This is a genomic window from Enhygromyxa salina (assembly GCF_000737335.2).
In the GTDB taxonomy this organism is placed as follows: Bacteria; Myxococcota_A; Polyangia; order Nannocystales; family Nannocystaceae; genus Plesiocystis; species Plesiocystis salina_C.
Genome location: NZ_JMCC02000029.1, coordinates 154,600 through 168,285, shown reverse-complemented (window position 1 = coordinate 168,285; position 13,686 = coordinate 154,600). Strand labels below are relative to the sequence as shown.

The window sequence follows — 13,686 nt, the reverse complement described above, 5'->3', positions numbered from 1 at the left end:
CCTACTCGACCTCATAGACGACGTGCACGATCGTCATGTCGTTCTGACCATCCCACGAGGTCGCGGTCGAGTTCGCGGGGTTGATGTTGATCACCCCCATCTGCGTGGCGACCAGATCCCCGCGCTCGGCGTCGCCGGCCGCCGCGAGGATCTCGTCGGCGCGAATCAAGTCACCCGAATCAAGCCGCCCGGATCAAGCCCCGAACCGGCCAAGCTCGACGGAGCCCTCACCGTTCATCAACACGAAGGGTCGCTCGTGAAAGCTCAGGTTGCCCGCGCCGTCGTGGGCGACCGACGACACGGTTCCCAGCGCGTAGCCCATCGCGCCGCGGTTGAAGTAGCGGACCCGGGCGTTGACGGCCTCGGGACAGCGGCCCGCGCTCGAGATCCACGCCTCGGGACCGAAGCCCGTGCGCACGTCGGCGTGGCGCCGCCCGTCGCCGCGGCCCTCGGGCACGACCAGGATGTCGACGTCGGTCGCGTCGGTCTCCCAGTTGGCAACGAGTCGCAACGACGCGGCGGTGGCCGGTCGCACACCCGCCGCGCGCAGCCTCGCCTCGAGCGCGAGCTGCCCCGTCACCTCAGACGCCAGCCAGGCGGCGGCGATCAGCTCGCGATCCTCGCGCAGCAGCGCCTTGACGCCGTTGAAGCGACCGGCAGGGATCGGCGTGTCAATCGCGTCGCCCAAGACCTCGAACGCCTGCTCGTAGCGGCGGTCCTTGGCCAACGCCCACGCGAGCTGGCGGTGGCCGTTGATCTGATCCGGCCGCTGCTCGACCGCCTTGCGGAAGCTGTCGATCGCCAGCGCGCGCGCCGACTCGTCCAGCGCCTCGAGCCGCGCCGATGCTGCGCGCCGCATGTCCGCCCGCTCGGGGTGTAGATCAATCAGCGAGCCATACACCCGCGCCGCCAGCTCGCGCTGACCGTCGAGCTCTAGCAGCTCGCCAAGCGCGACGAGGGCCAGGGCGTTGTCGGGCTCGGTGGTCGCCCAGTCCCAAGCCTTGGTCTGCGCCTGCTCGAACTGCCCATTCGCAACCAAGTCGCGCAGGGATCCGTAGCGGCCCGATTGAGCCGAGCCCGCCCACTTCGCTCCGTTGGCGTCGCTCGGGTCGCCGGGCCGCCGCCGCGGCGCCCGACTTGCAGCAGGCCGCCACGAAGACGCCATGGTCGCGCCGCCCGGGTCGAGCATGAATGGATACTTGACGATCACCGAGCCACCCCCCGGCGGCTTGGGAAACCGCCACCTCCGCGTCGCGTTGGCGATGCACGTGGCGACCTGCTGATCTTCCAGTGAGCTGCTTGCGACCGACGCAGCGTCCACGCTGCCGCGCTCGTCGATCACGAACTGCACCTCCACCCGCCCCGCGAGGTTCGGGTTGCGCATCAGCCCCGCGTTGTAGCAGTGGCGCACCTCATTGATGCGCGAGCGAACGACCCGGCGAATGATGTCCTTGTCCAGGGATCCGCTGACGGTCGCCGCGGCCTGGCGCACCGCGGGCACACGCACGCCGCGGCCGCCAAAGCCGGCACCGGATCCGCGACCATAGCCGGCCCCAGTCCCGCCGCCGCCCCCATTGCCGATCAGCCCAGAGTTGCCGATCCCGATCGTGCCCTCGCTGGCGCCCTTGCCGATCAACTCGGTGTTGCCGAGTCCGATCGTGCCCTCGCCACCGCCTCCGCCTCCGCGACCGGTCCCAACTAGGCCGAGCCCGCCTGCGCCCAACGCCTCGCCGACCTCGCCAGTGAGCCCGCCCCACACCTCCGCGTCGCCGTTTCCGGCTTGGCCAAGCACACCGAGCACGCCTGCGTCGCGGCTGACTTCGTCGATCGCGTCCTCGGGCTCGCGCGCGTCCGCGAGCCGGTCGTCGTCCGCGCTGGCCGACGCACGTCCGCCTCGCCGCACCAGCTCGACCCCCTTGGGCCCCACCGTCAGGATGTCGCTGCGCCCGGCCCGTTGAATCCCGTAGCGCCGATACTCCGCCTCGCTCTCGAGCACGAGCAGCGCGGTGTGGGGGGTCAACAAGCGGTTGTCGACGGCGAGCTCGACGAGGTGCTCTCGCAGCTGCGCGGCCTCGGCGGGACTCTTGCTGTGCTCGAGCTGCTGCTGCAGCTCGTCGACCCGGGCACGCGCGACCGCACGCAACACCAGCGGCACCGCGGCATCGGAGGTCGGGACCACGTGGTCGGGCAGCCGCGGATCCGAGAATCCAACGTAGACCTCCTCGGGCGCCGCGTGGGGGAAGCTCGCGACCACGACAACGTCATCACCCGGCGCGAAGCCTTCGAGCGAGCGCGGGTAGGACCAGTCCGCGCCCGCGACCCTGACCTCGACCGCGTCGAAGCCCGGCCGCGCGAGAGACTCGACGAGCTCGGCGCCGGCCAGGTCCGGCCCGACCACGAAGCCCGCTCGGGTCGCGGCGGACGCAAGCGTCCCCAACAGCGCGCGATCGGCCGAGGTCGAGCTCGCGTAGGCGTCGATCCGCGTGAAGTGCAGCGTCTGCGCGACCGCGACCAGGGCCGCGCCCTCGACCTCACCCGCGGTGGCGATCCCATCGGACCAGATCAGCAAGCGGCGGCTCGAGGCGGTTCGCACGACCGCGTGGGACAGCGCTGCATGCAGATCCGAAGCCCCAAAGCCCCGCCGCGCGCGCAAGCTCGCGAGCGGATCACCAAGCGCGCCCGCGGCCGGCCCGTCGTGGATCAGCGACACGGTCTGATCAAACGCCACCACACGAACCGGCACGTCGCCCAGGGCCTGAAGCATCGCGCCCAGCCGATCGACCTCGCGATCGTAGCCCTGAGCCGAGGACGCGCTGGTGTCGAACAGCACCGTCAGCCCATCGACCGGGTCCACGCTGTCCGCGTCGGCCAGCCGCGGACGTACCCGCACGGCGACCAGCTCGTCGGCCCGCAGCGCGCCCGCATCTTGGCCGCCATCGAGCGCCACGATGAGGTCGCGCTTGGGCGCGAAGCTGCGCTCGTTCACCTCGACCACGCGCTGCGAGGCACCGTGCTCCGCGATCGTCTTCACGATGACCCGAACATCGAGAGCGTCGAGCTCGGGCAGCCCCTGCAGCGGCAACCGGTAGCTCTCATCCCCGCCGATCAGCGGCTGGCTGTACGAGATGATGATCTGCTTGCGCTCGCGTGGTTGGATCGGAAACACGCGGGCCGACACGCGATTGGCCCCTGACTGCTCGAGCAGCGCCGGATCCACGCGCGGGCGATCGTGCACGTAGGTCTCGAAGGTCCGGCGACCTGCGCTGCGCTCGACGACCTCGCCCTCCATCCAGCGCTTGCCGATCTGCATCGCCAAGCGTGACAGCGCGGCGCCGGGCGGAAGATCGAACTCGAAGCGGCCCTCACGACGGCGCGACTCGGGGTTCTCGAAGGTCAGGTGCAGCTCCGTGAACGCCAGCGGATCCGCGATCACCACGGTGCCAGTGACCGACACCAAGCGCAGCCCGGTCCCATCGCCGGCCGTCAACGCCATGGGCGCGCGCTCGATCGCCGAGGCCCGCCAGTCGACCCGAGGGACGAGCGAGGCGGGCCTGTGCTGGACGACGTTTATCTCGAGGTTGGGGGGCGGGGGCCGGTCCTGCGCGGTCGCGGCCAGGGTTGGCTCGGTGGCGCCACACGAGATCATGAACGCGCAGAGGGCCAGCCAGGCAAGGACGGAACGGAGCAGTCGAGGCATATCGAGAAATCCCGGGCCCCGGACTACGGGATCTCGCGGCGGTTCCACGGTGTCTCGATTTTTGTTGCTGACACGCCAAGAGCGTCAGGCCGCGCGGTCGCTAGCTGGAGAGACAGTGGCCGAAGCAACGAGTTCGGCCATCTTCCCAGACTCACGGGTGGCCCGAAAACACCTTGACAACGTGGACCAGAGCACTCGCTACACCGTGGCACTGGTGGTGACGTAGGCGATCCGTTCCACCAGCGCGTTCACCAACATCACGGTTCCCCCATGAACTCGACACACGACACGGCCGCGACAATGACCGGGCGAACGTCCGCGCGGTAGGTCGTGTACGACGGGCGGCCTTGGCTCTCCGCTATCGGCGGCCCGAGCCCCCGCCCAGTCCATGTGCATGTGCACAGCGGGCATCCGTACAGTGCCCTCTCTCTGTTCTTGCGCGAGATCCAGACAGCCATCTCGAAAGTAAACTGTGGAAGTTAGTTCCGAACGAGAGCGAAAAATAGTGAAGGATCGATCCGCTCGTTGACGTTCAGAGGGGCCATGGCGAGGTACCGTTGAAACTGGCGGTTGGTCCGCTCCGCGATGGACAAGGAAGCAGCGAACAGAGTGCGTATGGTAATTCGTGGTCAGGTGTATCTGTGGTTCGCGCTCGCGTGGTCATTCGTAGGCTGCACGCGAACCGACCTCTGCGATGCGTACCCCAATCTAATAGAGTGCGATATCGACCACGACGTTGGCGGCGACGACATAGCAAGTCACTTGCTCGACCTACCTGAGCCAACATGCGACGAACCCGACGAATACGTCACTGACACCTGGCATATCAAAGAGCAGCAACTCGACCCCAACCCGACGACGACACCTGACACGTTCTACTGGGACAACCTGACTACGCCGAACACTTCGATCCTGACCGACGGCGCTGATGTCTTCGGGGAACACGCCACGTCCGACCACATCGATTGCCTCGCAGGCGATGACACGGTCTTCGCTTTCGACGGCACTGACATCGTCCTTGGGCGAACCGGCAATGATGTGATTTATGGCGGCGATGACGACGACAACTTGCAGGGCCATGAAGGCGACGACAAGCTATTCGGAGACGCTGGCGACGACCTGCTCACGGGTTCACGCGGCAGCGATCTACTGATCGGAGGAACGGGAGATGACCTCTTGTTCGGCGGCGACGATGACGACGCCCTTCACGGACAGCCCGGGCACGACTGGATCTCTGGCGGCGCCGGAGACGACTTCGTGGACGGAGATGCGGGGGATGACATCATCGTAGGCGACGGCGGAAACGACGATCTGTTCGGTGGAGCGGGAGACGACATCATCGAGGGAGGGAGCGGCGATGACCGGCTCCACGGGGGCGAAGGCGACGACATCTACATTTGGCGCCCCGGTGACGGGGACGACACCATTGTAGATGAAAGCGGCTATGATCGGCTCTGGATCGCGGGGGCGTCCAGTGAAGATGTCCAGCTCATTCGTTCGTGCCAAGACTTGATAATCTTGGTCTCTGATTCGACGATCCGGGTCGTGGACCACTTCGTTGGCCCTGGTTCTGGACTCAACAACATTGAGACAGAGAAGTGAGCCAAATGTTACTGCTAACGTTCGCCCTCACGACTCTGTCGGTGGTCGCCGCCCCACCATCGCCCGCGCAGAGCGAACTCGCTCGAGCAGTCTCGAGCGTGGAGGATGTGGACCTTCCAACCGCGATTGAGAACATCGAGCGCGCGATCGACAGGGTCCGGCAGCACCCAGAAGAGAGCCCAACAGATGGGTCGGTGTCAGAGGCGCTGCTCGACGCCTACGTGCTCCTCATCAGGCTCCAGATCGCCAATGCGGATCTCGCTGCGGCCGAGGCAACCGCAGACGAGCTCATCCGGATCGACGAGGAGCAGCGGGCCCCGATCCGGGCTTACGGCCCGTCCGTGGTTCGACTCCACGATGCACGACGTCAGGCGCTAGCACCCCCAAGCTCGACATTGCGGATTGAATGTTCGGTTGCCTGCGCCGTGGTGGTTGATGGTCGGCGGCTGCTCACTTCCTCGACAACTACGAGGCCCGGGGACCATGTCGTCTGGATCGCCGAGGCCAGGGATTCCCAGGACGCGACAGCCTGGGTGCGCGAGGATCTCGTGCTAAAGGCCGACCAAACCCATACACTCGTGTTCCCCGAGGTGATCGAGCGAGACTCTGACTCGCCAGGATCGCCTCCGAAGCCCTCGGCCCACGCTGGTCCGGCTCCGCCCTCTCCAACGCTCCTCGAGTCGGGGGAACGAGCGCTACCTCTCCGACACCCCGCCCCGCCTCCGAAGCGGCTTGCGCCCCGCGTGGCCGAACTCGTCGCGCTCGGAGTTGGACTTGGCACCCTCGCGGCTGGAGTCTCAATGTTGGCCGTCGACGGCAGGTGCGCCAGCAACCTGAAGAAGGTCACGGCCTACACGAATCCGCAGGAGTGCGAAAGCGTCTTTGGTACGAGCCAAGTGGCCGGGGCAGTCTTGACAGCTGCGGGCGGGGTGGCGGTCCTCTCGTCGACCGTGCTCGTTGGTATTGATGAGTTCCGGCCGGGCCGCGGCGGCCAGTTTGGTGTCACCGCGCGCGTCACTCTCCGATTCTGACAAAGGATCCTACAACTGATGCGAAAGCTCGGACAGTACACGCTCACAACGCGCCTCGGTCGAGGTGGCATGGGATCGGTGTGGAAGGCCCGCCAAAGGTCCATCGCTGGGGTCTCAGGTGACGTTGCCGTCAAGCTCATTCACCCGGAGCAGGCTGACGAGCCGCACACCCGGCAGAGCTTCTTGGAGGAGGCGCGGATGTGTATGCTGCTGCGCAGCTCCAACATTGTCTCCGTGTTTGACGTCGCCGAGAGTCGCAGTGGCGTGTTCTACATCGTCATGGAGTGGGTTGACGGACTCAACCTCGCGCAGCTTTGCAAGAAGATGTGGGAGAAGGGCGAGACCTTCTCGGACGCCGCGATCGCGTTCATCGTCGCCGAAGTGCTCAAGGGCTTGATGCACGCTCACGAGCTCAACGAGGACGGGACAAAGTTCTCCGTCATCCACCGCGACGTTTCGCCTCATAACATCATCATTTCGACCCGTGGCGAAATTAAGCTATTGGATTTTGGCGTCGCAAGGATATCGTCAGAAGAGACGACCAGCCCGCTATGCGCGAAGGGCAAGATCCGATACATGCCTCCAGAACAGCTTCGCGGCAAGACACGACATCCCACCGTCGATCTGTTTCCCGTTGGCGCCATACTGCATGAGCTTCTCGATCGTCGGAAGTTTCGGGTTGACGCCATCGACCACGTTCAGCTCTACGGTTACGCCCTAGCCGGGATGGTTCCACCGCTCTCTGAGGACGCGGTCGCGCCAAGCGAACTGGCGAACCTACGCGACCGCCTACTCTCGTATGAATCTCACTCGCGCCCGCAGAGCGCCCGCGAGGTGTTTCACGAACTGATCCAGTGGCCGGGTTATCGCAACGCGACATTTGAGATTGAGGATGCGGTCCGACGGCACGCTTCGCGGACGACGAGGGGGTCCGACACATCGGCTACCTATGTGGTGAATGACGCGAACCCCCCGCCCGAGCACTCCGATGACGCACCGACGGACAGGGGGGGTGGGCCTCCCGCGGTTGAGAGCCACGCCGGCCCGGCCAGCAGGGGCGAGAGCGCGGATCCATCCGCGAAGACCGTGCCCGAGCGCACGAGCGAGGCCCAGAGGCAACATCGTCTCGTGCCTGCGTTGCTCGCTGGCTTGATCCTGGTTGGCTTCGGTCTGTTGGGCGTGGGGCTTTGGTTTGGGCCAGGGGCATGGGCAGCGCTGCGGGTCGTGAATGCCGAGTACCCACAGCAGGAGGCAGCGGTGAGCGAGCACCCAGCAGTCCAACCTGAGGTACGAGATGTCGATACCGACGCACACCAGGAGCCAGGCGCTACGGCTTCAGATGAACCCGCGACCATGCTGGCGGTCGCCAGCGCTCCGGCGCACGTAGGCCAACCCGCAGCCCGTCACGATCCCGGGCCAGACCAGGCCGCCAGCGCAAGCGACCAACGACAGCCAACAAAGCCAAAATCAAGTAAACGTCAGCCCAGCCCGCCCCGCAACGTTCAGCCGGAACCAGGCCCGCCCCTCGTGGCAGAGGTCACGATTAGGCTGGGCGCCGGTATCAACTGGGCGGAGGTCGAGATCGGCTCGCAGACCTTCAAGCTCGACAGGTTTGGCGCAGGGAAGTCAGTGACGAAGTCGCTCGCTGTCGGTTCCCATCGCGCCAAGTACCGAACCGAGGTCGGAGCAGATTGGACGCTGAGCGGGCAGATCAAGATCTCTGGCGACGACGTCGACATCCAGCTGGGAGAGGCGGGCCTCGTCTACTGATGGTCCCCCTCCAACCGGTGGAACACCAAAATTCACGCCGCCCGGCGGTTACCGTTTGCCACGCCCAGCGTCGCTCGGATCGCCTCGTCGATCGGCGTGGCTTCAACCCCGAAGGTCGCGCAGAACCGGCGATCATCGATGACGTAGGGGACCTCCCACTGGTAGATCATCTCGCGGATCGCTCGCACGGTCGGCGAGACCACGCCCACGGCGGTCAGCGCCCAGCTCGGCACGGCTCGGATCGCCCCCGCTTGCCCGAGCGCCTGCCCGAACCGCTCGACCAACCCACGCGAGCTGCCCGCCCACGACAGCGGCAGATGAAACGCGCGCCCGACCGCCTCGGGCCGGGTCCCGAGCTCGGCCAGGCCGCGGGCCACGTCGGGCGTGTAGCTGTAGCCGTGCGGCAGATCGGGATCGCCGAAGGCCTCGACGCGCTTGCCAGCCCGCACCCGCGCGAGCGCGCGCGGATTCAGCAGCACGGACAGCGGCGTGTCCGGTCCAAAGTAGTCCGACGCGCGGCCGGTGGTCACCTCGACCTCGCCGCGGCGATGGGCCTCGAACAACTCCTCGACCAGCTGGGCCCGCAGCTCACCCTTGCTGCTGCACGGGCGCATGGGCGTGTCTTCGTCAAATGGCGTGGCTCCGGGGACGCCGTACATGTACAGGCAATCCAGCACCACCAGCCGGGCCCCCGCGCGGGTCGCCGCCCCACGAACCCCGCGCGCGAGCGGCTCGAGGACGCCATGCCAGCGGGCGTAGTCGGGCGGGTTGACGCAGTTGTAGACGACCGCAGCCCCCCGCGCGGCCTCATCGGCGAAGCTTGGGTCCGTGACGTCGCCCGACATCCAGACCAACCCCTGACGCGGGGCACCTGCCGGCCCACGCCGGACCAGCCGCACGCGATAACCCCGGTCGAGGAGCACGAGAGCGAGCTTGTGACCGACCTGGCCAGCGCCGAAGATCGTGTGGAGCGGAGCAGCTTGGGCTTGCGCGAGCGGGTTCATGCCCAGATGATGATGCTTGCGAGATCGCAACACCATGTCGACTAAAGCCACCCAGAATTGCAAAAATGCAATATGGGTCTCAGCCGGTTTGCCAGCCAGGGGAACCTACGGTGTGGTGCCAAAGACGCCTCGCCCGCTGGTGCCGCTCGCCGCGGAAGGTTGAGCGCCACGCTCGTGGCATTGATCCAACTTTGCAGGCTCGCAGCAGCATGGCAGCAAAGACCGATCGGGATCGCAAGCACGCAAGCGCAGGGTCGCGTGAGCCCAGCGCCGCGCTCACGCGACGCCTGAACTGGGACGACCTCGAGGTGTTGTTGGCGCTCGCGCGGGCGGGCACGTTGACCGGCGCAGGCCAGCGCTTGGGCGTCAACACGACCACGGTGGGGCGCCGGCTCGACGGGCTCGAGGCCGCGCTGGGCGTCCACTTGTTCGATCGCTCACCCTCGGGCGTCGCGGCGACGGAGCTGGCCCGGGGCCTGGTCCCGATCGCCGAGGCGATGGAGCGCTCGGTCGCCGACGCGCTGCGTCTGGTCGAAGGCAGGGAGACCGAGGCCGAGGGGCTCGTGCGGGTCAGCGCGCCGCCTGGGATCGCCAACTGGTTCATCGCGCCCGCGATCGCGCGGCTGCGCGCGCGGCATCCCAAGCTCATCGTCGAGCTCGACGCCGCGGTTGGCTACGCGGATCTGACCCGCCGCGAGGCCGACATCGCCCTGCGCAGCGTCCGACCTCGCGCGGGGGATCTGATCGCGCTGCGGCTGATCGAAGCGGAGTCGACGATCGCCGCCGCGCCCGAGCTCATCCGCAAGATCCAAAAGCTCGAGGACACCAGCGCGATCGATTGGATCAACTGGGGCCCAGATCTTGCCAGCCTGCCCGACGCGCGCTGGATCGCGGACAACGTCGACCCGACCCGTGTCGTGCTGCGCACGAGCTCGATGGACGCGCAGATCCAAGCCGCGCGGGCCGGGCTCGGGGCGATCATCGTCGGCCGACCGTTCCTCGACTGGATCGAGCTCGACGAGCTCCCGCTCGGTCCAAAGCTGACCAAGCGGGTGTCCGCCCTACCAACGGGCTCGCTGTGGTTGGTTGGCCACAAGGCGCTGCGGGGCGTGCCGCGGATCCGGGCCGTGTGGGACTTCTTGGTCGAGGAAGCCGCCGGCTTCAAACCACCGCGCTGACGATCGGCGACCCGAGCATGACGACTGCCCAGACTACTCGCGCACGTAGATCGGGTTGGCGTAGATCCACACGAACGACTGCTCGGCGAGCTGCTCGTAGTCTTCCCCCAACCACCCGAGCAGGTGCTTGGGCAGGATTCGGACCTCCGCCCGATACGCCCCGGGCTCGGCCACGTCGAGCTCGAGCGCCGGCACGGCTCCCTCGGGACCCGCGACGAAGCCAACCTCCTGCCAGCCGTCAACTTCGGCTTTGAGCAGGCGCAGGTGGATCTCCGGGACCTCGGTCGCGGGGTCGCGGGCGATCACGGTCGGGGCCTCGACCCGCAGTGTCAGCGCGCCGTCGGCCAGCGACGGCTCACCGCCGATCTCGAACACGTCGCCGTTTTGTTCGCCGCGATAGTCGAAGCCCTCGGGCATACCCAGCAGCTCGAACACACCAAACAGCCGACCCGCGTCCAGGGCCTCGTGCAGCTGCGCCGGGCCGAACGCGTTGGGCGTGTTCGCGTTGAGATCGGGCTCGACCAGCAGGTGATTCGAGAACCACTTCATGATCCGCTCGTAGCTGTCGATCCGCTGGCCATCCGCGAGCTCCTGCGGAAACGTGTTGCGGTGGCAGTCGGAGCCCATCGTGGTCAGCTTGCGCTCGCCCGAAGCCAACACGCTGGCCCAGGTGTCGATGTACGCCGGGTCTTCGCTGAGCAGCGCCAACAACACCAGCTCGGGATGGGGGATCGCCTCGGGCTGGCCGATCTTGCTGAGCAAGGTGCCAACCGCGACGATGTTCAAGAACAGGTTCGCGTGGATGTTGTACATCTCGAACCCGTCGAGCGGCAGCTCGGTCAGCTCTTGCACGCTCCACTCTTCGGTGTGGGCGACGAGCGTGACCGCGCCCGCGTCGGCCAGCGCCATGATCCCCGCGGGCGAGCTGTCACCAAGCATCGCGCCGCGCTCGGCCTCGGTCGCGGCCACGTGGGCGGGCAGACCGATCGGCATGGTCGCCGCCTCGCTGCCCGCTTGCAGCAACGCCGACACAAACGGCGCGTCGCCGCTGTTGCCAAAGTCAAACGTGTCGCAGCCGGCCCAGTTGGCGATCGGGTCGCCGCCTTCTTCAACGAGCACGTCGCCAAACCCAACCCGGTACAGCAAGGTCTCGGGGTACTCGACGCTGGTGAAGCTGCTTGTGTGATCGGTCAGGAACACGAAGTCGTGGCGCGAGCGACACAGGCCCTCGCGGAAGTCTCGATCACACGGGGCGTCGTAATTGCCCTGGTCGTCCTTGGGTTCGTCGTCGCACGCGTCGTGTGAGTGGACCGAGTGGGCGTGGATCAACCCGCGACGATCGAGCAGGCCGCGGGCGTTGGGATCGCGCGCGGTCGGCAGCATCTTGCCGGGGATCCAGTAGCCCCACGTGTCTCCGTCGCCATCTCCATCGCCGGGGTCTCCGTCGCCGTCGCCGTCGCCGTCTCCATCTCCGTCGCCATCCCCGTCCCCCGAGCTGGCTTCGCTCTCGCTCGATTCGCCCGCTCCGTCGGCGCCCGAGCTGTCCGCGCAAGCGAGCGCGAGCGCGGCGGAGATGGCGGTCATGGCAAGGGTGATCGAAGGCCAGCGCGAAGCAACCATGGCGCGAGTGTACGCAACCTCGACCCGATTTGGCTGGCCCGCACGCGGGACACGACCCCGGCCCGCTCCCGGGCCACCTGGCCCGCTCCCGGGCCAGTTTGAAATTCGGGATCAACGCAAGCGCCCGTGATCACGACGATCAGGTCCCCGGCACGGTGATCGCAATCACCCAAGCCGATGCTCGCTCACAGCTACTCCGCAGGGATCCTTGGCGTCGAGGGTTATGTGATCACGGTCGAGGCCGACGTAGACGTTGGCCTGCCATGCCTGACGATCGTCGGCCAGGTCAGCGGCGCGCTCAATGAGGCGCGCGAGCGGGTTCGTGCGGCGCTCAGCCACTGCGGCCAGCCCGTCCCGCCGCGCAAGCAGATCGTCAACCTCGCCCCGGCCGAGCAGCGCAAGGACAGCCCCGGTTGCGATCTAGCGATCGCGTGCGCGCTGCTGGCAAGCCACGGCGTGATCGAGCAAGCCAGCCTCGCCAACGCGATGTTCTGGGGCGAGCTGGCGCTCGACGGGACCCTGCGCCCAGCGGCGGGGACCCTGGTCGTCGCCGACACGGCCCGGCAGCAGGGCTTTCGTCGCCTGGTCGTCGCAGAGGGCAGCGCCCGCGAAGCAGCGATGATCCCCGGGCTCGAGATCATCCCGGTCCGGGATCTGCCCAGCCTCGTCGCCCAGCTGCGCGGCGAGCAGGATCTGGCCCACTGGAACGGCGAGCGGGCCCCGATCGAGCCAGCGCGCGCGTTCGAGGGCGCCCCGGATCTCGCGGACATCCGCGGCCTCGCCCTGCCCCGGCGCGCGCTCGAGATCATGCTCGCGGGCGGCCACAACTTGCTGCTTCACGGCCCGCCCGGGGTCGGCAAGACCATGCTCGCGCGACGGATCTCCAGCTTGCTGCCGCCGCTCGATCACGAGGACGCGCTCGAGGTCACGAAGATCCACGGCGTCGCGCGTCGCAAGATCCCAACCGGACTGATCACCAAGCCGCCCGTTCGCATGCCGCACCACACCGTCAGCCCGGCGGGGCTGCTTGGCGGCGGCAGCCCCCCGCGACCGGGCGAGGTCAGCCTGGCCCACCGCGGCGTGCTGTTCCTCGACGAGCTCCCAGAGTTTCCCCGCGCCTGCATCGAGGGCCTGCGTGAACCTCTGGAGGATCGGGCGGTGACGATCGTCCGGGCTCGCTACGCGCTGCACTACCCCGCTGGCTTTCAGCTGATGGCCGCGATGAACCCGTGCCCCTGCGGGTTCCTGGGCCACCCCGAGCGCGTGTGCACCGACAGCCCGGCCGCCGTCCAGCGCTACCAAGGTCGGGTGTCGGGGCCGTTCATCGATCGCATGGATCTCGTCGTGCCCGTGACGCCGCTGACCACCGACGAGCTCGCAAGCGCCAGCTTTGGTGAGTCGAGCGCGTGCGTCCGCGAGCGGATCATCTTCGCCCGTGAGCGTCAGCGCGCTCGCTTGGCCGCCGAGCCGTGGGCCCGCAACGCCGAGATCCCCGCCAGCGGCAAGGCGATCGAGCGGCTGCTGCCCATGACAAACCACGCGAACAACTTGCTGCTGGGGCTCGCGCGTCGGCGCAACCTGAGCATGCGGGCCGTCCACCGGCTGCGTCGGGTCGCGCGTACGATCGCGGATCTGGATCCGGCGGCAGATCCAGACGACCCGATCAACGTGGAGGCGGTCGCCCTCGCCGCCCGCCTGCGACGGTTGCCGGACGCCCTCAACAACGATTGAGCCGCTGAGCCGCGCAAAAAAAGAGGCCGGCAAGCTGCCGGCCTCCTCCTTAG

General features: G+C 67.5%; 9 protein-coding genes. 5 read left to right on the top strand and 4 right to left on the bottom strand.

Annotated elements, in window-relative coordinates; genetic code table 11:
* Position 1: 1 nt before the first annotated feature.
* On the bottom strand, positions 2 to 169 hold the full coding sequence (locus tag DB30_RS12800; protein WP_153258308.1) for a hypothetical protein: 168 nt from the start codon (positions 167 to 169) through the stop codon (positions 2 to 4).
* Between the two features lie 24 nt (positions 170 to 193).
* The gene (locus DB30_RS12795; protein ID WP_052548696.1) at positions 194 to 3,646 is read right to left on the bottom strand and encodes an AgmX/PglI C-terminal domain-containing protein; all 3,453 of its coding nucleotides are present in this window, start codon (positions 3,644 to 3,646) and stop codon (positions 194 to 196) included.
* Between the two features lie 636 nt (positions 3,647 to 4,282).
* Between DB30_RS12795 and DB30_RS12790 the strand changes: the two genes are divergently transcribed.
* Genes DB30_RS12790 through DB30_RS12780 form a run of 3 tightly spaced genes read left to right on the top strand, consistent with a single transcriptional unit; the run spans position 4,283 to position 8,100 of the window.
* On the top strand, positions 4,283 to 5,299 hold the full coding sequence (locus DB30_RS12790) for a calcium-binding protein (RefSeq protein ID WP_052548695.1): 1,017 nt from the start codon (positions 4,283 to 4,285) through the stop codon (positions 5,297 to 5,299).
* Positions 5,300 to 5,304: 5 nt separating this feature from the next.
* Positions 5,305 to 6,330 carry a hypothetical protein gene (locus DB30_RS12785; RefSeq protein WP_052548694.1) on the top strand — a complete coding sequence of 342 codons (1,026 nt, stop codon included), beginning with the start codon at positions 5,305 to 5,307 and terminating at the stop codon, positions 6,328 to 6,330.
* Between the two features lie 18 nt (positions 6,331 to 6,348).
* Positions 6,349 to 8,100, top strand: a complete 1,752-nt coding sequence (locus DB30_RS12780) for a serine/threonine protein kinase (protein WP_146658638.1) — start codon at positions 6,349 to 6,351, stop codon at positions 8,098 to 8,100.
* A 32-nt stretch (positions 8,101 to 8,132) separates the two neighbouring features.
* Here DB30_RS12780 and DB30_RS12775 read toward each other — a convergent pair whose 3' ends face one another.
* Positions 8,133 to 9,104: an NAD-dependent epimerase/dehydratase family protein gene (locus tag DB30_RS12775; protein WP_052548692.1), complete on the bottom strand. Its 972-nt coding sequence runs from the start codon at positions 9,102 to 9,104 to the stop codon at positions 8,133 to 8,135.
* A gap of 209 nt (positions 9,105 to 9,313) precedes the next feature.
* Here DB30_RS12775 and DB30_RS12770 point away from each other — a divergent pair, with 209 nt between their 5' ends.
* Entirely contained in the window at positions 9,314 to 10,282 is a 969-nt protein-coding gene (locus tag DB30_RS12770; RefSeq protein ID WP_146658637.1) for a LysR family transcriptional regulator, read from the top strand.
* 33 nt (positions 10,283 to 10,315) lie between these two features.
* Here DB30_RS12770 and DB30_RS12765 read toward each other — a convergent pair whose 3' ends face one another.
* Positions 10,316 to 11,866, bottom strand: a complete 1,551-nt coding sequence (locus tag DB30_RS12765) for a hypothetical protein (RefSeq protein WP_052548691.1) — start codon at positions 11,864 to 11,866, stop codon at positions 10,316 to 10,318.
* 213 nt (positions 11,867 to 12,079) lie between these two features.
* On the opposite strand from DB30_RS12765, the gene DB30_RS12760 reads away from it, so the two are divergent.
* Positions 12,080 to 13,633, top strand: a complete 1,554-nt coding sequence (locus tag DB30_RS12760; protein WP_052548690.1) for a YifB family Mg chelatase-like AAA ATPase — start codon at positions 12,080 to 12,082, stop codon at positions 13,631 to 13,633.
* The last annotated feature ends 53 nt before the right edge of the window (positions 13,634 to 13,686 follow it).

Coding starts and splice junctions, on each gene's coding strand:
- DB30_RS12780 (WP_146658638.1), top strand. CDS start 6,349: ATGCGAAAGCTCGGACAGTACACGCTCACAACGCGCCTCGGTCGAGGT.
- DB30_RS12770 (WP_146658637.1), top strand. CDS start 9,314: ATGGCAGCAAAGACCGATCGGGATCGCAAGCACGCAAGCGCAGGGTCG.
- DB30_RS12795 (WP_052548696.1), bottom strand. CDS start 3,646: ATGATCTCGTGTGGCGCCACCGAGCCAACCCTGGCCGCGACCGCGCAG.
- DB30_RS12765 (WP_052548691.1), bottom strand. CDS start 11,866: ATGACCGCCATCTCCGCCGCGCTCGCGCTCGCTTGCGCGGACAGCTCG.
- DB30_RS12760 (WP_052548690.1), top strand. CDS start 12,080: ATGCTCGCTCACAGCTACTCCGCAGGGATCCTTGGCGTCGAGGGTTAT.
- DB30_RS12775 (WP_052548692.1), bottom strand. CDS start 9,104: ATGAACCCGCTCGCGCAAGCCCAAGCTGCTCCGCTCCACACGATCTTC.
- DB30_RS12790 (WP_052548695.1), top strand. CDS start 4,283: ATGGACAAGGAAGCAGCGAACAGAGTGCGTATGGTAATTCGTGGTCAG.
- DB30_RS12785 (WP_052548694.1), top strand. CDS start 5,305: ATGTTACTGCTAACGTTCGCCCTCACGACTCTGTCGGTGGTCGCCGCC.